This is a genomic window from Bacillus sp. GbtcB10, assembly GCF_019091365.1.
Lineage (GTDB): Bacteria > Bacillota > Bacilli > Bacillales > Bacillaceae > Bacillus > Bacillus altitudinis.
Map to the genome: position 1 here is coordinate 464,579 of NZ_JAGXJP010000003.1, position 21,366 is coordinate 485,944.

Here is a 21,366-nt window from a genome sequence, read left to right on the forward strand (position 1 = left end):
TAGCCTCTTTTCTATTTTTTTATTTTAACGACATTTTCTGTAACACCATTTTTAACATCAAAAGATAAAGTATCTCTTGGGTACGGGACACTTGGATCTCGTTCTGATGTTACTTTTATTTTCAATTCAGGATAGTGATCTGTCAGTTGCTTGAATATTCCTCTTTCCTCACTTGGAACTTGATCAAACAAACCTTTTGTACATTTATTACAAACTCCATTTGGATTAGATTGATGGATATTTAGTATACCTTTTATCTCTTCTGGTTTCAGTCCTGCCTTTTTGACTGCATCCTCAAATTCTGCTATCACACCTTCTTCTGCATGATCCATAAATTGAGCATGCCCTCTAACTGATCTTTTATATGGTGCCTTAATTTTCCGATCAGGATAAACTTCATCTAATGAAGGAAGACCTCCTTCTTTCCTAACTTTTGGTGACCCACCTTCGAAAACGCTACGTTCCAAACCTCTAACGTCTGTTTTACCTACAGCAACAGTTTGAGTTTCTGGAACATTCCACTTTTTCCTTAAACGATCTAAATCAGTCTTTCCTATACTTGCTTGATTAAGGTGGGTGCTTTTTTGATTGATTCCCATTTTGCCATTAAACCCTTTCGCCCCAAACGGCAAAAGCATCCCCAGAGCCGCATTCATACTCGCTTCCTGCTGTTCTTTCGAGACTTTATTTCCAAACATATCTCGACCCGTAATCGCTTCGCTGAAGCCGTTTGTTGCGGTGAGGCCATATAAGCCTTTTTGTGATGTTTTCAACGCATTGAAAGACTTCTGTGACGTCTTATAGATGTCGACTGCTCTGACTGCGGCGGACGTGGCTTGAGTCGTTTTATAGACGGCTTTTCCGCCTTTGAAAATACGTCCTGCCCAGCCGACAATCGGGATGTATCCTGCTGCTGCCATGCCGCCTGCGGCGACTCTCTGGCCTGCGGTAAGTTCTTCACCTGTGATCGGATCGACACCTGTTGCGGCACGTTTTGCATCGTTCACGCCTGTCAGCTCATTAACGATATTCCCACCGTAATCAAGGGCTTTTTCATACCAAGGACGGTTGGCTAGCGCTTCTTGTTCCTTTGCGATCTTGCGGGCTTCTTCTTGATCTTTTTTGATTTTTAGATATTCAGAAGTTTGCTTCTCAATATCGCTTTTTGCCTTGTAGATTTCGCTATTTTGATACGCTTTCTTGTCAAAATTCATAGGCGAAATGGATTTTCCGCCATTTGTGGCATTGATCATTTCTGCGTACAATGCCATTGTAGCCTTCTCCTCAGTCTCTGACAAAGCATATTCATCTTTTAGATTTTGATCAAGTTCTATTAAATCTTTAACCGTTTTCTTCCGTTCATCTTCCGCATCTGCAATCTTTTCGTCAAAGGTTTTACTATCAAATACCTCCAGAGAAATGAGGTCATCAATATCTTGAAAAATCGTTTTGAGTGCCTTTTTTTGATCCTTCACGATGCTTTTGGCATTCTTGATTCCCATATGTACAGCGTTGTCTAAAAAGTGTTCTTCTACAAAGGTGTCGCCGCCAAAATTTGTATCATCAAGCGTTCCAGAAACACCTTCATGAAAGGCTTTCTGCTTATCGATGAAGCTGATAAACATGTCCACATTTCCAGCTAGCTCTTTATAAAAACTTTTAATGTTATCGGCACCTTTACCAGTGAAATCATCACCCAGGTTTGCCACGCCTTGAAGCGCCTTTTTTAAATCAACCATTTGTTCGCGGAGTTCCTGATAGTGTTTCGCCCTTGTATCCATGGCATTGGTTAGTGCTTTTGCATCAAGTATTTTCCCCAGCAGAATTCACTCCTTCCTATTCATTGACAAGGTCAATTTTACCAACGTGATGCTTGTCATTAAATAGGAATAAAGATACAAAAAAAGCGCCCCTTGTTGAGGCACTCTTAAACTTTGGTTACACGGACACTGAATTTTGTATCTTAGTCAATGATTTTGAATAATTTTCATACCTCAACTTATATTCATCTGTTTTTTTATAATTACTATCAGTTTTAACTTTAGCTATTGGCTCGAAAAATTCCCCATATGATTCAATATACGGAGTATAATCACTTTCACCCGCACAAATAATGGTATTGTGATTTTTATTCTTGTTTTCACCAAAATATAATTTAACTTCTTTTATTGCCAGCTTATTAAACCCTTTTTCAAAAAAAAGAAAGTTTGTTCTTCCATCTTTAGCTTCTGATTTATAAGCTAAACAATCCGGTTTCCTATCCTCAATTAGATCTATTAACTTTATCTCCTCTGATGTTAATTCTTCATTTCTTTCTATTTTTGAAAGTATCTTTTCAAATCCAAGTTGAATTCCATCTATAATGACTAAGTCTTCATTTGTGTTTAGTGTTGGGAAAGTACTACTTCTATCATCATAAGCAATAAATCTTAAATAATTTTTATTACCACCATGTTTTTTAATTTCAGCTAAAGCAGTTAAAGTATCATCAGCCCAATAAGATATTTTTTGATTTGGGAACAGTCTTGAATGCCTTCCCTCACCGTTATTATCTCTCAAATTGCCCTTATGTAATTCACTTACATTTTTTCCAAATACCCATTCTTCTACATTAACACATCTAAAAAAATCAAATTCATATGATTCGAAGATAGGTAACTCTTTATCTCTTAAAATTCTTGCAATTTTAGAATGGTTTCTAAACAATATGCTCACACTCCTTATTTTTCTATTAAATACAATCAAAATATTCAAGTTCACAATAAGTTTAAGTGAAAATTCCGAAATATCAACCTTTCTTTAATTGTTTGTATTTATCAGCCTAAATCTTTCTGCAAATTACTGAATAAAAACAGCACTCATATAATTCCGAGTGCTGTCGAAAGTTTAAACGTAGCTTGCTTTTTCAATTTGTAATATCGATCTTTCTTTAATCCTAGTTCTTCGCATACCTCAAGATCTTTAACCATTCGTGAAGTAAGGTACTTCATACGAATAATGTCTTGTTCAATTTCATCCAAGCTGTACTCTAGTGCTCTTTCTATTTGCCGCACCTTCAGCTCCGAACAAACATTTTGATCTTTTAATTTTGGAAACAAAGTTAAGATGCCATTTGCTTTTTGCTCATCTAAATTCTCTTGTTTAACTTTTAATGCTTTATAAAGCTTCAATTCATTTATTAATGTCTGACGGACCTGCTTTTCATTTACCTCTGGTAAAAGGTGAAGTACTTCAACAGTCAAGGTTATTCACCACGCATATCACATCTATTTTAAAGCGGCTAACTCTTCTTTATCATTTACCCATAGAAAATTAGACTCTATTAAATGATCATCAAAAAAATTAGTACCCTTTAAGATATCTTTAAATTTCTCTCCTTTTTCTGAGTAGACAACATTATAAAACAACATTAATAATTCCATTGAAGATAGCTGTGCTCTTAATATACCTCTATATTTCTTTTTTTCTTTTTCGTTTTCTATAAAATTATTGCTAAAGTGCTCATCCTGTATAAATTTTATAATTCGATAAAGATGCCTATAATAATGTCCAATTTGTTCTTCATGTTCTTTATAGATATTTTCATATGCCATTTTTTTGAGAGAATATAATGGATTAATCAAGGTCGCTTCTCTAGTCTTTTTTAAAAAATAAATTGACCATTCACTTTTTATATCATTATAAATTTCTTCAATATTTATAGTAAAGTCTGAATATGATGTTACCCTAATTTCGTGATGTTTGTAATTTAAATACTCATAAATATAGTTGAATAAAGAAATGCGTTCTATGAATTGATCCACATCTATTAATTTAAAATCCTCTTTTAAATGTTCGTTCATATGTACAGCATCATTAATATCTTTCTGAATCGCTTCTATAAAACTTTCATTCCAATCAATCTCATTATGTATGTCACTCCTTATCATATTTTCAAGTCTATCTTTAAACTGAGCATTACTTTTCTCGAACAAATACATTGAGAGTAAAAAATCATAAAATTTATTTAGATCATTATTTTTAAGAGAATAAAGTTTGTTTTTCCAAAATTCATTTACATTAGTACTATACCTAGAAGAAAGTTCAAGGTTAATATCCTCTAAAAATTGACGACCACCCTTTAAGTCTTTCAACAAATTATGATGTAAATTAATCATGTTAAAGAAAGTACTCTCAAACTGTTGTTTAGTTAATGTCTTGTTTGTAAGTTCAAACTCTTCTCTCGTTTTAGCTAGCTCTTCTCTCTGCATTTTTAATTCATCTTGTTGCATATCAAGTTGCTTTCTTTGCATTGAAATACTGGCAATAACAAATAACATGCTTGCCAACGTTAAGAGGCCAACAGTTGTTCCACCAAAGAAATCTCCTACTGGCCCTAATGCTTCAAACGTTTTTTGATCTAAATGATTTCTCCCAATGAATAATATAAGAGGAGTTAATATCGCTACAACAATTACAATTCCCCCAACAAAAATCCACTTGTTTTCTTTTAACCATTCTTTCATTAATTTATCTCCCATCATCCAAAAATCCTATAAATCGTAACATGTAATCCATAATATAACAATGATCACATTATTTTATATCCATAATCATACTGTACCCTTATAGGTAAGCCGTCTTTTGAGAGCCATTTGCGCTTTTTTGCCACATTTTTTCTTTGTAGCTTTTTGCTACGATATAATGTACTCAACCTTTAATTTGAAAGTAGGAATAACTATGTTGGGTGATAGACTTAGATCCCTGAGGGAAAAACATAATCTGACTCAAGAACAAATTGCAAAAAAAATTGGCATTTCACGAGGAACATATGCTCATTATGAAATAAATAAACGCCGTCCTGACTATGAAACGCTTATTAAAATAACTGATATTTTTAATGTATCTCTTGATTTTTTATTAACCGGAAAAGAATTCGATAACTCAAATGAAGATATGTGGAAAGAGCTTTTAGATCCAAAAACAGAACTTTTCTTTAAAGATTTGAAAGATGCACCCGATGATAAGATTGAGGAATTAATACAGTTTTGGGAATTTATTAAGAGCAAAAAATAATCACATACTTGTATATAAACCTTTTTATGCAGAATGAATTATTTGATGAATTTGAAGAGATATACAAGTTATCAGAAAGAAAAATAGGGGGAAGCTATGGGGAAAAGATTCTTATTCTCAATTTGTTTATCGTTATTTGTACTTTTAGTCGGATGTAATTCAACTAAAACAACTGATGAATCTTCGGCAAAACCACAAGAAAATGTTTCAGACAAAAAGGAAAAAGAAACAAAAGAAGAACAGACAAGTGACAGTTACAAAGATGACGAAACAGGAGAATTATTTAATTACTTAAAAAGCCAAGAAAAAATTAAATCACAGAAAATGGGCCCGCTCAAGTTAAATTTTGAACATGTCAACATAATGAAGTTGTCAAATATTCCTGATGACCGCCTAAGCGACTATCAAAGTTTAACGGATATTCAATTAACAAACCCTTTTCATTTTATTGATATAAAATTTTCTGTAGAAAATACAGATAAAGAGACCATAAATTTCTCTGGTATTAGTCATGTTATTTTAAATACAAAAGAACAGATTAAGATGAGCAGTAATAATCTTTATACAGACATTGAGCAATATGATATGAAACTTTTTGGAAATGCGAAAAGAGAATATCAAGTTGCTGTTCCTTTTGAATCTGATGTTTCCAAAATTAAGAGTATCAGACTTGTATTAGATTCACCATTCGACGAACATTTAAATAATGTTGCCGAAAAAAAAGAATTAACAGTTGATTTAAAATAAATGCTCATTAAGAGTATTTATTTTTTACTCAAAAACAGAACAAATGTTCTTATTTTAAAGGAGTTACTTTAGTTGGAACGTATTTTGTCAAAAAACACAACACACTTAGATGACTGGATCGAAGCATTCTATCATCAAATCAACATTAAAAATCCTTCAGAACTTGATCTATTAGACATCGCCTACCGCTCCAATTTGAAAGTCGAATTCTTAAACATTAGCAGCCGGTACTATGCTGGAACTATTATCATTGATAATCGCCTCAGTCCTCAAGAACAGTGGCAAGATTTTGGTCACGAACTTTGTCATGCGCTAAGACATGAAGGAAATCAACTGATTATGCCCCCGCTGTTTAGAGAGCTGCAGGAAATGCAGGCGAAGCGTTTTGCATATAAGTTTTGTATTCCAACTTTTATGCTTAGAAAAATTAAACTCACTACAGAAAATGATTTAATCAAAGACATTTCCTTAGCTTTTAAAGTGACTTATAATTTTGCTCGTAATAGATTTCTCTATAGGGTTTAAAGTGAAAAATGGCAAGGAAACTAACGTATCCTTGCCATTGTTACAAACTAAAGACTCTTAATCATATTATATCTGCTATTTCATTTAATTTTTCCTTACAGTCTTTAATTTGATCTATTAAGGATTCAGATACCTCTTTAACAATGCTAATCACATTATCAAGTTGAACAATAATTTGTTCAGTAAACCCATCGCCAGGGATACCTTCGTCATCAATATCCATATATCCATAATGTATATCTATATATCCTTTTATATCTATATCTGTGATTGAATTATTAACACTAATCACTAAACAATCTTCACCATCATTAATCGGATAAATATCTCCCTTAACTTCTATCGTAAAACTATTTCCCTTAAAATCTTTTAATTTAAACAATGTACTATTCAAATCAAAGTAGTCCTTGCATGATGAAAGTTCTTGATTGTAAAGACCTTCGAGATCAATTCCTATTTTTTCAATAACAGACTCCATAATAGACTTTTGGATATCGTATTCATCTCTATTTGAATGAGTTAAGACAATATTAAGATACTTTAGAACTTCTTCCAACCTTTCAATTGATAAAGATTCAATGTAATCTTTGAATGAATCATAATCGTCTACTAAAGAATTGTATTGTTCAGAAATCTCCTCATGGTATTCTAATAATTTATTAGTAAAATCATAAACGTCAGGATCATTTGCTACCTTTTCTTCCCAGTCTGCATTTAGAGGTGTAAGACCCACTTGTTGTCGATTAAAATTCACTCTATCTATTTCTTCTTCATATTTCGATTCAATCATTAGCTGTTCTTTCATTCCAGCATTATCTGTCTCGTCCCCAAATTTAGAAAATAATGTTTGTGTAAAATATAGGCTGTAATGAAATTGTTTTTTAATATTCGCTTGATCAATATCTGCTTGTATATCTTTATGTAAAATATTTTGATCGCTATCTGATGAAAAATCTGCTTTATTATTTGAGATAAAAAACAAAGCATCTTTATTGTCCTTTTTACTTATGAAATTTATAAACGATTCTATAATAACTGCATCAGCCAGAGAATCTTTACCATTAGAATTAAATGGTTTTTTCTTATACAATTGCCTTCTGTATGCCTTCTTGATCACTTCATCTGTTTCTGGGATAATAATTGTATTTGAATGATAAAAAATTTCATTTAAAAGTTCTTTTGCATCCTGAAGGTACCTATCTTTATTAAGTTCAAATTGTTGTCTTAGTTGATTTATATTAGAGGTTACACTCTTCTTTAATTCTTCAAAGCTTTCCATTTCTTTAACTTTATTTATCCAATATAAGTCTTTAATTTTTTTTTTGACTTCGTTTAATTTTTTATATGTTTTTTCTACCTCCCTTTCTAAATTTCTTTCAACCTCAGTTATAATTATTTCGGGTAACACCAAACGTATCTCACCATAATTTAATAATTTCATCATATGATCGTATGATTCTGGCTTATGACCACCATCTCGAGATACAATCATATTTATAAACACATTCGTGTCTAGACCTAAATATTTCATCACTCTCTCCCCCGCTTAACCAATACATACTCTTTTTATCGGCATACTTCAAACAATTATGCACCCCCTTCTTGACATTAATAACGAAATCCTCATGCATTTACGCGCACTCAAAAAAACAAAAAAGGACGTCTCTCTGCATGACCCCATCGGTCAGGATAAAGAAGGCAACGAAATTTCATTAATTGACGTCTTAAAATCAGAAAATGAAGACGTGATTGATACCATTCAGCTCAACATGGAGCTTGAAAAAGTAAAAGAATATATCGACATTCTCGACGGCCGGGAAAAAGAAGTGATCGTCGGCCGGTTCGGTTTGGACTTAAAGAAAGAGAAAACGCAGCGGGAAATAGCCAAGGAGCTCGGAATATCGCGGAGCTATGTATCCCGTATTGAGAAGCGAGCGCTGATGAAGATGTTTCATGAATTTTACCGGGCGGAGAAGGAGAAACGGAAGCGGGAGAAGGGGAAGTGATTTGAAAGATGTAAAAGAACCACTTCATTTTGTGTGATAAAAAACAGACCGTATGAGGTCTGTTTTTTTATTTTAGCTCTATACTACTGTCTCTCTGCATTGCTTTTTATGCCTCTATTCATGCTTCTCGTTGATACGCTGTATAAGAAACTGCATCTAGAACTGACTATCAGCCATATTTGTGTTGTACATTTATGACAATCTCCATTTGGATTGGTGCATATTCCTGTATACCTTTTATTTCTTCTGGTGTAAGTCCTGCCTTTTTAACTGCATCCTCAAATTGCTAATGAACATATCCACATTTCTCGCCAGTTCCTGATAGAAGCTTTTGATGTCATCGGCACCTTTTCCAATGAAGCCCTCACCGAGACTAGTTCCTAATCGTGTTTGGTCCTTGTATTCATGGCACTTATTAGTGCTTTAGCAGTATCTTACTTAAAAGAATTCACTCCCTCCTACTCCTTGATGAAGAAAGATACAAAAACAACATCTCTTATGCGCAATGATCAGCGACCTTGTTTCTCCATTTCCTCATTCTTATGATGATATTCTATTTCAAACTTCTCAAATAAGATGAACTGCATAGTAAAAACTTTATTTTATTCTTTTCCACTTTAGCCCTTACATATATTTACATGTTCAATATGATATGTATAACTACTTTTTAAAGGAAGCGTTATGATGAAAAATAAATATTATTGTTGTCGCTGTGGGAAATGTTTTGAATATTGTTGCTGTATAAAAACCATCATCGTCCCTGGAAGACGTGGGCGTCCGGGGCGAACTGGTCGTATCGGAGATCCTGGTGCAACCGGACCGACTGGACCGACTGGACCGACCGGTGGTCCCGATCCAGGGCCGACCGGAGATACTGGACCTACCGGCGCCACCGGGGATACCGGATTGGCTGGCGCCACCGGAGACACTGGACCGACTGGCGCCACCAGAGATACTGGACCTACCGGCGCCACTGGGGACACTGGACCTACCGGCGCCACTGGAGATACTGGACCTACCGGCGCCACCGGGGATACCGGATTGGCTGGCGCCACCGGAGATACTGGACCGACTGGTGCCACTGGAGATACTGGGCCGACCGGCGCCACTGGAGATACTGGACCGACTGGTGCCACTGGAGATACTGGACCGACTGGCGCTACCGGGGACACTGGACCGACCGGCGCTACTGGTGATACCGGACCGACCGGACCTACTGGAGATACCGGACCGACTGGCGCTACCGGGGACACTGGACCGACTGGTGCAACTGGCGATACCGGACCGACCGGCGCTACTGGTGATACTGGACCTACCGGCGCTACTGGGGATACTGGACCGACCGGTGCTACTGGCGATACTGGACCAGCTTCAACATTATCAACAAAACCTATTTTCTTTGGAGGAACCAATACCGGGTTTGCTAGATTAGCAGGTTCCCCAGGTCAAACATCGGAAGTTCTACCTTATGTGGTCGCTGGTATTACAGGGAATTTAGTTGCTTTATCAGGAAGTATAAACGCGAATAACTTAACAGCCGGCACCTATACCTATGAAATGGTTACTAACGTTCCAAACAATACCGGTACTCCGTCGCCTGCTAATGTCCTTGCTACAGTGTCACTTGTTGTGACCGCAACCATCACTGGTACTATTAAATTTTCAAGTAAACCAACAGATGTAGGTGCCCAAAGTGTCTTTGTCTCAAATAACGGAGTTTATACTGTAGCACCTGCAACTGTCACTTGGACATCTAATGTGCCGACGGCACCCGTAGTTAGAGATGGACTCACTATCGTTATTTATATCTCCTACACCGGCTACAAGCGCTGTTTATACTGTTTATGTAAGAACTGACGTTTAAAATTAAATACAATGGTAAAGTGGAAAATGAAGGTATGGTTTTAGTTGCTTTACTTGTATGATGTTTCGAATTTGAGTTCAATCACATTTCACTTAAATGATGTATATCGAGAGGTCAAACCAGAATTATTGCATAATGAGTTAAAAGTTAAATTCGATTTTTAAATTTTGCCCCCCTTTTGACTTTAATAACGAAATCCTCATGCATTTACATGCGCTTTCAAAAAATGACGTCTCCTTGCATGACATCAGTCAGGCTAAAGAAGGCAACGAAATTTCATTAATTGCCTTCTTAACATCTGAAAATGAAGATGTGACTGATACCATTCAGCTCTAAATGACCGGTCCGGTTTGAAGTTAAAGAAAGAGAAGGCGAAATGAGCAGGGAATTTTAATAGAAAACATTTTGCAACAGAACAGGCCTTATAAGGTCTGTTTTTATTTGTTTAGGCTCTTACCATTTATGAATTATCTTTTAATTTTAAAAATGGTTTCGGTATATTTTTTTGCCCTTCAAATCTGAAAAGTATATAATTAATATACTTGTATGACAAATAAAGAGGGGTGATTTCTATTACATTCAATCCTGTTTCCAATAAAAAATTATACATACAAATTTATAATCAGATCCTTTCTGAAATACAGTTAGGCTCTTTTCAAATAGGAGATAAACTTCCTTCAGAAAGGGAATTATGCGAACAATTTGGTGTCAGCCGCGCACCTGTTAGACAAGCCCTCAGTGCACTAGAAATGAATGGTATTATTTATTCACGTCAAGGAGAAGGTGTTTTCGTTAAGAGTACGACCATACACAATGAAGGGTCCATCTCTATGAAATCGGCATCACCTGAGGATATCGTGGAAGCTAGAATGCATATCGAGCCTTTAATTATTCATTTTGCGGCTTTGAGAGCGACTGACGAAGATATTTTAGAACTGAAACAAACCATCAAAAAAATGGAAGAAGAAACACATTCAGGTGTATACGTCCCGGCAACTGACGAGCAGCTACATATGGGAATTGCAAAAGCGTCACATAATGATTTATTCATTACCTTTATGTCTTCCATTACGAATGCTATGAAGCAGCAGGAAATGTGGAGGTTTATACGTGATCGAACCGTTACCCGTTCTGACTATCGTGAGGTCAACTTTCAGGAGCATAAACTGATTATAGAAGCACTCGAAGAACGGAACGCAGCAGAAGCTGTGAAACGTATGACTGCCCACATGCAAAACCTATATGATCGATATTGGAAAAGCTAGGATCTCCCACTTCCAAATACGATATGAGAAGCTTCTTTTTATTTAATCGAAAAATAAGACGCATACAACAAGTAGAAGCCTTGCTGTTATGCGTCTTTGTCTTTTTAAGTTCATTTATTTTCCGATGCTCGGCACCCTTCGCATATTCCGTATAAGACTTTAACCCCTTCAGAGCCATAAGCGATGTCAATGATTTCTCCACATTCCCGGCAAACGATCGTATTTTGTGGTACATTTGTCTCTTTTCCCATGAAAATTTCAGCTCCAATCGTTTTATTCTCATGTATTGTCTCGTTTTCTTTCAGAACTTCTCCTGACAGCTAAATCACCACAATATTTCCCCTTACTACTTCCATCATAGTTTTTTTATGACCCTCGTTTAAATAGACTTTTCTATACTGGATTTTTCTGTACTTGCTTTTACAACTAGTGCTTTTCCTGACTGTTTAACTAAAAACACAATAATAAAAGAAGCCAGTATCATACTAATACCTAAAAAAATCATACTGATGTGAAAAGAACCTGTGACATCCTTAATGTACCCGACAATATATGGCCCAAAGAAACCGCCAAGATTGCCAATACTGTTGATTAGTGCGATCGCTCCACCGGCGGCTGCTCCTGTTAGAAAAGAAGGGGGAATGGCCCAAAATGGAGAATAAGCACCAAAGGCTCCGCACAAGGCAATGGTTAAAAACACAAAGGATAAGATCACACTGGAATTTGCTATATAACTGCTAATGATCATGGCCATCGCACTGACAGTTAAGCAGGCAGATACATGCCATCGCCTCTCGTTTTTCTTGTCAGAATGATTCCCGACCAGCACCATTACAATGATAGCGACGGTATACATGAAACCTAACAGCCAGCCCATTCCCTGCGTACTTAAGGAAATGGTGTCAGATAATCCTTTAGAGATTGTCGGCAAAAACATATTGATGCCGTAAAATCCAACCATCCAGCAGAAATAGCCTGCCGATAAAATGAGTACATCTCGATCTTTTAAAGCTTGAGTGAATGTATATCGCTTGACCTGTTCTTTTTCAAGCTTTTCTTTTGTTGTGACATGAATCAGCCACTCTTTTTCATCTTGATTCAGCCATTTTACATCTTCAAGTTTGTCATCCAAATAAAAGAATGCAATTACTCCAAGAATGAGTGCTGGAATGGCTTCTAAAATAAACAGCCACTGCCATCCAGACATATCCAGCCAATCAACACCTAATAGAAATGTAGAAAGTGGAGCACCTAGGGCATTCGCTCCCGGAATCGCCAGCATAAATCCAGCAATGGCTTTGGCATGATGTTTGGTTTGATAAAAACCGCTCAAATAAAACACCATACATGGATAAAAGCTAGCTTCTGCCGCACCCAATAAGAAACGTGCTGTATAAAACTGCCATGGTTCTTGGACAAAAGCCATTAAAATCGCAATAATTGCCCATGTCACCATAATTCGGCTGATCCATTTACTCGCACCGATCTTTGCCATAATGGCACTTCCCGGAACTTCTAATAAAAAATACCCTAAAAAGAATATTCCAGCCCCAAGTCCAAATACAGCATTTGAAAATCCCAAATCTTCATTCATTTGAAGAGCAGCAAATCCAATATTCACACGATCTAAAATAGCGATAACAAAACATAAGGATAAAAATGGGATAAGGCGAAGTGTAACTTTACGAGTCGTCGACTTTTCTAATGCTTGTTGATTCAACATGATTCCCCCTTCAAGTTGCTTTGTCCAACTGCGTGAAGATATCTAAATGGCATGACACATTTTTATTAAGCGCTTACAAAATATCATTTCATCAATCATTTTGACTGTGACTCTACTTCCTTTTTATTCAAAATAGAGTCAGGCATGTTCATGTGCCTGCTCCATTTCTTTCTACTAGTCCATATGTGAACCACCATTGATATCGATTTCTTCTCCTGTAATGTAGGATGCTTCTTTAGTAGCCAAAAATGTAATGGCGGCTGCGATTTCTTTCGTTTCACCTGGTCGGCCAAGTGGTATATTATCAATTACTTTTTCGGCTTCATCGATAGGAAGTGACTTCCAAATATCCGTATTCACAAGGCCTGGTGCCACACAATTCACTGTGATACCATCTTTCCCTACTTCACGGGCAAGGTTTTTAGAAAAACCTAATACTGCTGCTTTGGAAGCTGAGTAATGTGCTCCTCCAAATACGCCTCCTCCCCTTTTAGCCGATACAGAAGACAGGTTGATAATACGCCCATATTGCTGCTTGATCATTGGTTCTAGCACGGCTTGTGTACACAAGAACAAACCAAACATATTTACATTAAATACTCTTGTCATATCTTCAAGTGTCATGTTCTGAACGGTTACTTTTTGAGAAATACCTGCATTATTCACCAATATGTCAATGCGGCCAAACGCCTCAAGCGTTACAGCCACCATTTGATCAATTGATTCCTTATTTGTTACATTTACTACTACACCTAACGCTTTTCCTCCGGCTTTTTGAATGGCTTCTACTGTGAAGCGAATCCCTTCTTCATTGATATCTGCTACCACGACAGCAGCACCCTGTTTAGCAAGTGTTAGAGCGATTGTTCGGCCAATTCCTTTTTCAGAACCGCTCCCTGTTACAATAGCTACTTGATTGTTTAATGTAAACATTGTAAATAACCTACTTTCAAATGTGATTGTTCAGCATGTCTTTTGCTGTATTTATGATGTTTTCGATTGTTATTCCATTTATTTCTAAAAGTTTTTCGTAAGGTGCAGATTCTCCAAAACGGTCTTGCACTCCGATCCGTTTGACTTTTCCTCGACCTTCTTCTGCTGCTACTTCACATACAGCACTGCCTAATCCGTTCAAAATGTTATGATCCTCTACAGTGATCATACGTCCAATATCAAGACACTCCACAACCGCCTCTCGATCTAGAGGTTTGATCGTATGCATATCTAAAAGTGATGCTTCAATCCCTTGTTCTTCTAGTTTTTTAACCGCTTCCAAAGCAAGATATACTGTATCACCATTTGCAATGATCGCAATATCTTTGCCAGACCTTAATTTTTTGGCTTTTCCAATCACAAACTCCTCATGTTCATCATAAATCATCGGCACAGCATCTCGGGTAAAGCGCAAATACATGGGGCCATACGTATTCGCTGCCTCTTTGATCAATTTTCTCGTCGAATAGTAATCAGAGCCCATGATGACCGTCATGTTGGGAAATGTTCTTAAAACGCCCATATCTTCTATCGCTTGATGACTTCCACCGTCATTTCCCGGTGTCAATCCTCCGTGCGAGCAGGCAATCTTTACATTCAAATTCGGATAGCATATTTCTTGACGGATTTGCTCTGCCATGCGCAGCGAGCCAAAAACTGCGTAAGTGCTTACAAATGGAATTTTTCCAGTTGTCGCAAGACCAGCTGCCAGCCCGGCACCATTTTGTTCGGCAATTCCAACGTTCACATGCTGATTGGGAAGCTGTTTTATGAATTCTCCTGTTTTGCATGATTTTCCGATATCAATATCAATCACGTAAATATGTTGATTCTCTTTTCCTAACTTAACAATTTCATCACCGAAGGCTTCACGTGTCGCTTTTTTCTTAATGACCGCTTTTTCAGTTTGGCTCATGATCTCAAACCTCCTGCTAATTCTTCTAATGCCTGTTCATACTCTTTCTCATTTGGCGCAACACCATGCCATGAGCAGATATTTTCCATGTAGGAAACGCCTTTGCCTTTAATCGTGTCTGCTACAATACATTTCGGCTTTCCATTTTTCATGTTTTTCACTTGATTCAATGTTTCGACTATCTCTTCCATCGAATGTCCGTCAATTCGCTTTGTTTCAAACCCGAATACTTCAAACTTCATTTCTATGTCTTGCAGCGGCATGATTTCCTCGCAGAAACCATCAATTTGCAGACGGTTATTGTCAACAAAAACAATTAAATTATCAAGACGGTATTTGACTGCGGTTTGAACCGCTTCCCAAATTTGTCCTTCTTGACATTCGCCATCGCCTACCATCGCAAATACCCGATAATCTTTTTCATCCCGTTTACCCGCAAGCGCCATACCAACCCCACAAGAAAGTCCTTGGCCTAATGAACCTGTTGAAATATCAATTCCAGGGCATTTCTTCATATCAGGATGACCTTGGAACGGTGAACCGTACTGTCTCAATTTGTATACGTTTTCAAAAGGGACATAACCTTTTAGCGCTAAGGCAGCATATTGAATAGGTGCAACATGGCCTTTCGATAAAACAAAACGATCTCGATCGTCCCAGTTAGGATTTTGGGGATCGATATTCATCTCTTTGAAATAAAGGGCCGTGATGATATCAGCAGCTGATAAAGAGCCGCCAGGATGCCCCGATTGCGCTTCATAAATCATCGTAATCGCCGTTTGTCTAAGTTCAATCGCTTTTGCTTTTAAATTCGCCAAACTTACATCTTTCACTGGATCACCTCATTTTATTATTTGAAATCCAATCTTATATTCTTAGTTACTTGTTCACTTGTATGACAAGTAATTTATGAGAACACTATACAATTCTTGCAAGCATTTGTCTATCTATTTTTTGAATTTTTAAACAATCAATGCAGATTTGTATTAGATGCTCTTTAGATTACATAGAGCAAAATTTTATAAAATCAGTATCCAACATAAAAAACATCACTCGTCATTTTCATTGAGTGATGTTTCACATTCTGTATTTATCTCACTACCCCGTTTTCTTTTAAAAAACGCTCAAACAGCTGATTTCCTTCACCTTCAATTTTGTCATCTTCAATAGAATACTCGCCAATCAACAGCCCTAAATCTTCATATTTTTCATAATGCTTTAAAAGCGTTATCCCATACCATGTATGATCAAAGAATAATTGCCACTTTCCTGTTTCTAAACTCTTAAAAAACACTCCTTCAACATCAAGACCCTGTTCGTAATAGCCAACATGTACATGCATGGTATCATCTAAACGACACATTTTATTCTCCTTCTCGTTCCCCGTAAGAATTTATAGATCTTGCTGAAATTCAATCGTCCTCAACTCCACCCATTCAACACTATCAGGTATCGATTTTGTTTTTAGAAAATGTTGAACGATTTCATAGGCTTGATGTCGATCGACGTAGCTGCATGAAGGTACATACAATGGTGCGCCTGCAACGACATGCTTGATTGTTTCTATCTTCTCTTCTTTTTTAAAAGGAACCAAAAAACCTGGATATCTCATAAGAAAAAAGCCATAAGGTTCATGATAAAAGAAAACAAGACTTTCCGTTTCCCAATCTTCATCCACTTCAATAGAAGATTCTCCATTCCCTTGTTTCCAATAGTCTTCATCCTTATGGAAGAAGATTTCTTTCATCCATTCTTCTCCCGGATTTTCCACTGGAGCACCGGTTGGTCCATAATACAAAAACATTCCATTCTCTCCTTCGACAACTATTGATTTCTCGTTCTCTTTCCTTCAAATGTGTAAAATGGATAAGTAAATGATGATTTATTCTGAAAGAATGCTTCTTAAATTAAATATTTTTTAATAGACCATTCATATTCAATTACTAAACTCCATTAATCTAAATTCTCCTTATTATGTTTCAACTCTTTATAAATAAATTAAATAAGTTTAAAGTTTTCATTTAACCAACTATAAAAATCTTAAACTCCTATGAAAAAACTTTAATTCTTTACTTTCAGACCGATTATAAAATTAAAGATACATTATCAATATTAAACAATATTTTTATTCTGAACAAAGGGGAATGACATGTACGATTTTTTCTTATTTATATTTTTTGTTAGCCTTATTTCCATAATAATTATTATTATATTGACCCTCATTGAAAGGACCAAAGAAAAAAATGAATTTGAAAAATTAAGCAAATCAGGAATCGATCAAATAGATGCTATGACAGGAAGAGAATTTGAAATCTATTTAAGCGTTCTATTTAGGAACCTAGGTTATAAAGTAAAATTAACTAAAGCTTCTGGTGACTACGGTGCTGATCTAATCTTGAAAAAATCTGGTTTGAGTATTGTAGTTCAAGCTAAAAGGTATAAAAAAAAGTGGGGGTGAAATCTGTACAAGAAATCACTTCAGCAAGGTTTTATTATTCATCTGAATCATCATGGGTAGTTACTAATAATTATTTTACATCTCCAGCAATCGAATTAGCTGAAAAAACAGATGTTAAATTATTTGATAGAGATGATCTTGTTAACTTAATTTTAAAGTCAAAAGAATCAAACGAAAAAATAATTATTACCTATTGAATATTAACTAGATTAACTCTAAGAGGCATATATAATGGATCTAATTACTTCTTAAACAGAAAACAATTTCTATGTTCCGAAATTGTTTTCTCAATTAATTATCAATAAATTATTTTTTCTGTTCTTCCTTCCACTGCTCAAGCTCAGACACCGTCAATAATTGATATCCTTGTTTGGTGAGTTCTTTGATAATCGTGACGGCTGCGTTGGCTGAGGTGTCATAGATGTCGTGCAATAAGACCGTTTCACCGCTAGATGCATGGGCTAGAATGTAGTCCGCGACGTATTGGCTGTTTCGATATTTCCAGTCTTCAGGATCCACATCCCAAAGGGTCACTTTCATGTGAAGAGCTTCGTTGATTTGCCCGTTTGTCCCTCCATATGGCGGTCTAAAATGAGTCGGTGTGAACCCGCTCGCTTTTTCAATGATTTGTTGCGTGTCTTCTACTTGTTTGACCGCTTGTTTTAAAGGAAGTCTTGTGAGCAAAGGGTGGTTATAGGAGTGGTTTCCAATTTCATTTCCACCCTTTCTGATTTCACTTAACATATCGGGATAATACTGAACCCTGCTGCCTAATACAAAAAATGTAGCATGTCCTTTGTTCTCTTTTAATGCTGTTAAAATTTTTGAGGTCGTTGATGGATTGGGCCCATCATCAAATGTGAGTGCAATGGCTTTTTGATTTGGATGAAATGTGGATGGTTTTGGCAATTTCACAATCTTTCTTGTTGGAATCGATTCTTTTTTCTCGTTTTTGTTCAATTCTTTCTTAATATATTCAGGTTTTAATATTCCTTTCAGCAGTGTTTTCTTAATCGCTAACACTTGAGGGCCTTGATGATTTGGAGCGATTTGTCCTCTTGGAAAGTAGAATTCGATATAGCGATCCTTGATGGCAAAATACTGATAATTCTTCGCCACAGGAGACGTTCCCTGTTTGAGCAGCGGCTGATTTTCAGCTAGCGTTCGATCTTTTTTTAATTCCTCAAAAGTCATATTGGATAATTTTTGAATATTGTCCTTCTTTGATAGAAAGATATCGTTGATTGATAAAAATGTCTGTTTCTTGAAATCAAAGTTCATCACCTTCGTTTGATTGACGCCTTGCTTTCCGCCCTTCACCTCATATGTATTGAATTTGATTGCGACGGTTTGCTTGGCATAATGAATGATCTCATAATCGATATTTAATTCGTATCGTGTTTCTTCATTGACATCACTCGCTTGACTAAATGATGTTTTAAACCTTTCTAACGCTGTCTCTGCAAATCTTTTGATCTCCTGATCTAGTTTTTCTTGATGAAACAGCGGATAGTTGACAGCATATCTCATGAATTTCCCGTCATTCACAAGTGTGACTATTTCAACTTGTTTGTAGCTCGCATCTTGTTCTACTTTTTTCCTCTCTGTCCCGCTTGCCTGCTGGTTATGATAAAACGCAGCGATACCGATAACGACCGCAAGTACACATAGGACGAGACTGATCTTCCCTTTCGTTGACACAATGATTCTCCTCTCGTGATGCCGTCCTGTCTGGATGACGTGTGTTTGTAGGATAGACTTTTCGCAGCCCCTTTTAGTTTGCAAAAAACACATTTGTCACATTTTCGACATATTTTACGAGAGGCATATAAAAAGGGCTTGATTGCTCAGCCCTTATTTTTGCATATACAGTTGGAATAACTTTGTTTCTTCATCAATAGAGCGTGCCTGGTCAAAAGCTGCTCTGACTGTTTTTGAGTTGTTCACCAGCTCATACAGCATGGTGAGAACAAAAATAAATGACGCATTTCCATCAATGTAGTCATCGGGCGCTGTATAGGATATCGCCCCTGTTTCTAAAAAAGCTTCTGCCAACTTTTTTTCGCCTAGTGTACAGCCTGTACATATAATGTGGACTCCATTTAACGAAGCATACCGCTTTATGTCATCCGCACCAAAAGCAGCACCTCTCGGCTCACCCTCTTCGTATACATCTTCTCCTAACTCCGGCATGAGAAACGCTCCTTCTTCTCCGTGAAAGGATAAAAGAATGAAATCCGTCTCGCCTCTATTCCTCCCGGATAATACATCAATCAGGTCATTCGGTCTGCCTATCCAATGCATATCGACTTTTGCGCCAAAGTTTTCAAGTGCTGCACGAAGCGCAAAGGATTCTAGCTCACTATTTGGTCCGGCTGCCAATGTGATGCGCATAACTGGCTGGCTCATTTATATCCCCTCCAAATGATGATAAACATAGCACCATTTTTTCCTCATCTACATAAGCACCATTTATTTTTAGTGCTTTTTCCTCTACCGCATACGACTTAAATCCAACAGACTTGTAAAGATGTTTGGCTGGGTCGTTTGTTGTGACCACTGTTAAATATATTTGTTCGATGTCTTTTTTTTCGCGTGCAAAAGAAAGTACTTTTGTCAGAAGTGCCTTCCCCATTCCTTTTCCGCGTCCATTAGCCGTTACATACATCGCTACCACATTGGCACGGTGCTTTAATTTCTGCAAGGTTTCTTGTATGAGTGTAACCGAGCCGACCAGCTGACCTTGATGAAAGGCACCGAATGTCCACATAGATTGTGTAGAGGCAAAACGAGCCTTATATTTATTCTTCGTATCTAGCTTCTCTTCCTCGTAACTCATAGCAAAACTCTCTGGATTTAATCGGAGTGCTTCTAATCTCAAGTTCGCATATTCTTGAGCATCTTCTGGTGTTAACAATCGAATATTCAGAAAATCGCCTCCATCAGAATGAATTGATACTTCCAATTTTATCTTGAAAGGCGCTTTTGATCAAAGAATATTGGTTCATTTACATATAGCACATTTCTTATAGACTTTTAGGCTCTCTTTCGTTTTTGTGAAAACAAGGTCATTTTGATCATGTTCACTCGATATTTCCTATCCAAAACGATTCTTTTCTCACTTATCTTTTCACTTATTTTATATTAACCTATAACTAATTCATGAAAAAAAAGAAAAAAAAGGATTGATATGAACAAAAACATATCATAAGATAGAATAGTAATAAAAATACAAAAAAGGGAGGAATTTGATATGACAGAAACAAGAAATGAAATCAAACTACATGTTCTTTTTGGTGCTTTAGCAGTAGGATTCCTTATGCTAGCTCTTTTTTCCTTCTCGCTACAAGTACTGCCAGTTGCTGATCTAGCAAAAGAATTTGGTATTCCAGGCAGTGTTGCCGCTGTAGTTCTTAATGTGGTTGAAGCGGGTGGAGCTGTCACTACAATTGTCTCCATTTTAACTGCTGTAGGTTCAGGCGGTCTTTCTCTTATTGCTGCGGCTGGTAAAGAGACAATTCGTCAATACCTTAAAAACGAAATTAAGAAAAAAGGCCGTAAAGCCGTTATCGCTTGGTAATTTATTTAACGACTCAATAGAAGGAGACTCTGTTCTCCTTCTATTTAAATTTTTGTGCAGGTGAGAAGATGTTATATCCATTATTATCACTACTTCTATCCATTAGACTGGAGCAACAGTATTCTAATATCGCTCAGTTCGTTATACGAAAAATTCCATTTCTCAAGTCGTTTTCTTCAAAACAGTACATATTTTTTTCTTGTATTCTTGATATCATATTCGGATGCATGATTG

General features: G+C 36.6%; 21 protein-coding genes and 2 pseudogenes. 8 read left to right on the top strand and 15 right to left on the bottom strand.

Features of this window, described 5'->3' with window-relative positions; genetic code table 11:
• Nucleotides 1-11: 11 nt before the first annotated feature.
• The 4 genes from KVT11_RS21045 to KVT11_RS12615 all read right to left on the bottom strand — a co-directional run bounded on the left by KVT11_RS21045 (nt 12) and on the right by KVT11_RS12615 (nt 4,505).
• On the bottom strand, nt 12-1,781 hold the full coding sequence (locus KVT11_RS21045) for a ribonuclease YeeF family protein (protein ID WP_246877056.1): 1,770 nt from the start codon (nt 1,779-1,781) through the stop codon (nt 12-14).
• A gap of 157 nt (nt 1,782-1,938) precedes the next feature.
• Nucleotides 1,939-2,706 carry a hypothetical protein gene (locus KVT11_RS12605; protein WP_202864290.1) on the bottom strand — a complete coding sequence of 256 codons (768 nt, stop codon included), beginning with the start codon at nt 2,704-2,706 and terminating at the stop codon, nt 1,939-1,941.
• A 152-nt stretch (nt 2,707-2,858) separates the two neighbouring features.
• Nucleotides 2,859-3,242 carry an ArpU family phage packaging/lysis transcriptional regulator gene (locus tag KVT11_RS12610; RefSeq protein WP_113767023.1) on the bottom strand — a complete coding sequence of 128 codons (384 nt, stop codon included), beginning with the start codon at nt 3,240-3,242 and terminating at the stop codon, nt 2,859-2,861.
• Between the two features lie 24 nt (nt 3,243-3,266).
• Entirely contained in the window at nt 3,267-4,505 is a 1,239-nt protein-coding gene (locus tag KVT11_RS12615) for a putative phage abortive infection protein (protein ID WP_056408517.1), read from the bottom strand.
• Nucleotides 4,506-4,719: 214 nt separating this feature from the next.
• Here KVT11_RS12615 and KVT11_RS12620 point away from each other — a divergent pair, with 214 nt between their 5' ends.
• The 3 genes from KVT11_RS12620 (at nt 4,720) to KVT11_RS12630 (ending at nt 6,327) form a co-directional block, all read left to right on the top strand.
• Entirely contained in the window at nt 4,720-5,055 is a 336-nt protein-coding gene (locus KVT11_RS12620; protein ID WP_045035308.1) for a helix-turn-helix domain-containing protein, read from the top strand.
• Between the two features lie 96 nt (nt 5,056-5,151).
• A complete protein-coding gene (locus tag KVT11_RS12625) occupies nt 5,152-5,802 on the top strand; it encodes a hypothetical protein (protein ID WP_045035309.1) in 651 nt (216 codons plus the stop codon).
• Between the two features lie 72 nt (nt 5,803-5,874).
• Entirely contained in the window at nt 5,875-6,327 is a 453-nt protein-coding gene (locus tag KVT11_RS12630; RefSeq protein ID WP_052659643.1) for an ImmA/IrrE family metallo-endopeptidase, read from the top strand.
• Nucleotides 6,328-6,388: 61 nt separating this feature from the next.
• Here the strand turns inward: KVT11_RS12630 and KVT11_RS12635 are convergent, their stop codons facing one another.
• Complete coding sequence (locus KVT11_RS12635; protein ID WP_116307181.1) at nt 6,389-7,858, bottom strand: PIN domain-containing protein; 1,470 nt, start codon at nt 7,856-7,858, stop codon at nt 6,389-6,391.
• A gap of 76 nt (nt 7,859-7,934) precedes the next feature.
• On the opposite strand from KVT11_RS12635, the pseudogene KVT11_RS12640 reads away from it, so the two are divergent.
• From KVT11_RS12640 to KVT11_RS12650, 3 genes and pseudogenes are all read left to right on the top strand, one after another.
• Nucleotides 7,935-8,333 (top strand): annotated as a pseudogene (locus KVT11_RS12640) (sigma-70 family RNA polymerase sigma factor); the annotation flags it as partial.
• A 684-nt stretch (nt 8,334-9,017) separates the two neighbouring features.
• Nucleotides 9,018-10,190: a collagen-like domain-containing protein gene (locus KVT11_RS21570; protein WP_246877057.1), complete on the top strand. Its 1,173-nt coding sequence runs from the start codon at nt 9,018-9,020 to the stop codon at nt 10,188-10,190.
• Between the two features lie 570 nt (nt 10,191-10,760).
• The gene (locus tag KVT11_RS12650) at nt 10,761-11,462 is read left to right on the top strand and encodes a FadR/GntR family transcriptional regulator (RefSeq protein WP_008342522.1); all 702 of its coding nucleotides are present in this window, start codon (nt 10,761-10,763) and stop codon (nt 11,460-11,462) included.
• 110 nt (nt 11,463-11,572) lie between these two features.
• Here the strand turns inward: KVT11_RS12650 and KVT11_RS12655 are convergent, their stop codons facing one another.
• The 7 genes from KVT11_RS12655 to KVT11_RS12685 form a co-directional block, all read right to left on the bottom strand.
• Nucleotides 11,573-11,713, bottom strand: a complete 141-nt coding sequence (locus KVT11_RS12655; protein ID WP_113767025.1) for a GapA-binding peptide SR1P — start codon at nt 11,711-11,713, stop codon at nt 11,573-11,575.
• A gap of 128 nt (nt 11,714-11,841) precedes the next feature.
• Complete coding sequence (locus KVT11_RS12660; RefSeq protein WP_024718794.1) at nt 11,842-13,182, bottom strand: MFS transporter; 1,341 nt, start codon at nt 13,180-13,182, stop codon at nt 11,842-11,844.
• A gap of 177 nt (nt 13,183-13,359) precedes the next feature.
• Entirely contained in the window at nt 13,360-14,118 is a 759-nt protein-coding gene (locus tag KVT11_RS12665; RefSeq protein WP_008342528.1) for an SDR family NAD(P)-dependent oxidoreductase, read from the bottom strand.
• A gap of 16 nt (nt 14,119-14,134) precedes the next feature.
• Complete coding sequence (locus KVT11_RS12670; RefSeq protein ID WP_017358040.1) at nt 14,135-15,094, bottom strand: transketolase family protein; 960 nt, start codon at nt 15,092-15,094, stop codon at nt 14,135-14,137.
• The gene (locus KVT11_RS12675; protein WP_116307184.1) at nt 15,091-15,927 is read right to left on the bottom strand and encodes a transketolase; all 837 of its coding nucleotides are present in this window, start codon (nt 15,925-15,927) and stop codon (nt 15,091-15,093) included. The genes KVT11_RS12670 and KVT11_RS12675 overlap by 4 nt, the downstream gene beginning before the upstream one ends.
• Nucleotides 15,928-16,184: 257 nt before the next feature.
• A complete protein-coding gene (locus KVT11_RS12680; protein WP_017358042.1) occupies nt 16,185-16,457 on the bottom strand; it encodes a DUF3986 family protein in 273 nt (90 codons plus the stop codon).
• Nucleotides 16,458-16,487: 30 nt separating this feature from the next.
• Nucleotides 16,488-16,898 (bottom strand): Imm1 family immunity protein, encoded by a 411-nt coding sequence (locus KVT11_RS12685; RefSeq protein WP_116307193.1) that lies wholly within the window; start codon nt 16,896-16,898, stop codon nt 16,488-16,490.
• A gap of 486 nt (nt 16,899-17,384) precedes the next feature.
• Between KVT11_RS12685 and KVT11_RS12690 the strand changes: the two are divergent.
• Nucleotides 17,385-17,749 (top strand): annotated as a pseudogene (locus tag KVT11_RS12690) (restriction endonuclease).
• Nucleotides 17,750-17,858: 109 nt separating this feature from the next.
• On the opposite strand, the gene KVT11_RS12695 reads toward KVT11_RS12690, so the two are convergent.
• The 3 genes from KVT11_RS12695 to KVT11_RS12705 form a co-directional block, all read right to left on the bottom strand.
• Nucleotides 17,859-19,253 carry a polysaccharide deacetylase family protein gene (locus KVT11_RS12695; protein ID WP_116307195.1) on the bottom strand — a complete coding sequence of 465 codons (1,395 nt, stop codon included), beginning with the start codon at nt 19,251-19,253 and terminating at the stop codon, nt 17,859-17,861.
• A 153-nt stretch (nt 19,254-19,406) separates the two neighbouring features.
• Entirely contained in the window at nt 19,407-19,961 is a 555-nt protein-coding gene (locus KVT11_RS12700) for a hypothetical protein (protein WP_035702707.1), read from the bottom strand.
• Nucleotides 19,915-20,517 (bottom strand): GNAT family N-acetyltransferase, encoded by a 603-nt coding sequence (locus KVT11_RS12705; RefSeq protein WP_353829937.1) that lies wholly within the window; start codon nt 20,515-20,517, stop codon nt 19,915-19,917. Before KVT11_RS12705 ends, KVT11_RS12700 begins: the two co-directional genes overlap by 47 nt.
• 288 nt (nt 20,518-20,805) lie before the next feature.
• On the opposite strand from KVT11_RS12705, the gene KVT11_RS12710 reads away from it, so the two are divergent.
• On the top strand, nt 20,806-21,132 hold the full coding sequence (locus tag KVT11_RS12710; RefSeq protein WP_017358050.1) for an uberolysin/carnocyclin family circular bacteriocin: 327 nt from the start codon (nt 20,806-20,808) through the stop codon (nt 21,130-21,132).
• The last annotated feature ends 234 nt before the right edge of the window (nt 21,133-21,366 follow it).

Bases quoted from the DNA above. Each gene is read 5' to 3' on its own strand.
- KVT11_RS12700 (WP_035702707.1), bottom strand. From the start codon at position 19,961: ATGAGCCAGCCAGTTATGCGCATCACATTGGCAGCCGGACCAAATAGT.
- KVT11_RS21045 (WP_246877056.1), bottom strand. From the start codon at position 1,781: ATGGATACAAGGGCGAAACACTATCAGGAACTCCGCGAACAAATGGTT.
- KVT11_RS12710 (WP_017358050.1), top strand. From the start codon at position 20,806: ATGACAGAAACAAGAAATGAAATCAAACTACATGTTCTTTTTGGTGCT.
- KVT11_RS12625 (WP_045035309.1), top strand. From the start codon at position 5,152: ATGGGGAAAAGATTCTTATTCTCAATTTGTTTATCGTTATTTGTACTT.
- KVT11_RS12665 (WP_008342528.1), bottom strand. From the start codon at position 14,118: ATGTTTACATTAAACAATCAAGTAGCTATTGTAACAGGGAGCGGTTCT.
- KVT11_RS12615 (WP_056408517.1), bottom strand. From the start codon at position 4,505: ATGAAAGAATGGTTAAAAGAAAACAAGTGGATTTTTGTTGGGGGAATT.
- KVT11_RS12670 (WP_017358040.1), bottom strand. From the start codon at position 15,094: ATGAGCCAAACTGAAAAAGCGGTCATTAAGAAAAAAGCGACACGTGAA.
- KVT11_RS12685 (WP_116307193.1), bottom strand. From the start codon at position 16,898: ATGTTTTTGTATTATGGACCAACCGGTGCTCCAGTGGAAAATCCGGGA.
- KVT11_RS12680 (WP_017358042.1), bottom strand. From the start codon at position 16,457: ATGTGTCGTTTAGATGATACCATGCATGTACATGTTGGCTATTACGAA.
- KVT11_RS12635 (WP_116307181.1), bottom strand. From the start codon at position 7,858: ATGAAATATTTAGGTCTAGACACGAATGTGTTTATAAATATGATTGTA.
- KVT11_RS12655 (WP_113767025.1), bottom strand. From the start codon at position 11,713: ATGGGAAAAGAGACAAATGTACCACAAAATACGATCGTTTGCCGGGAA.
- KVT11_RS21570 (WP_246877057.1), top strand. From the start codon at position 9,018: ATGAAAAATAAATATTATTGTTGTCGCTGTGGGAAATGTTTTGAATAT.
- KVT11_RS12620 (WP_045035308.1), top strand. From the start codon at position 4,720: ATGTTGGGTGATAGACTTAGATCCCTGAGGGAAAAACATAATCTGACT.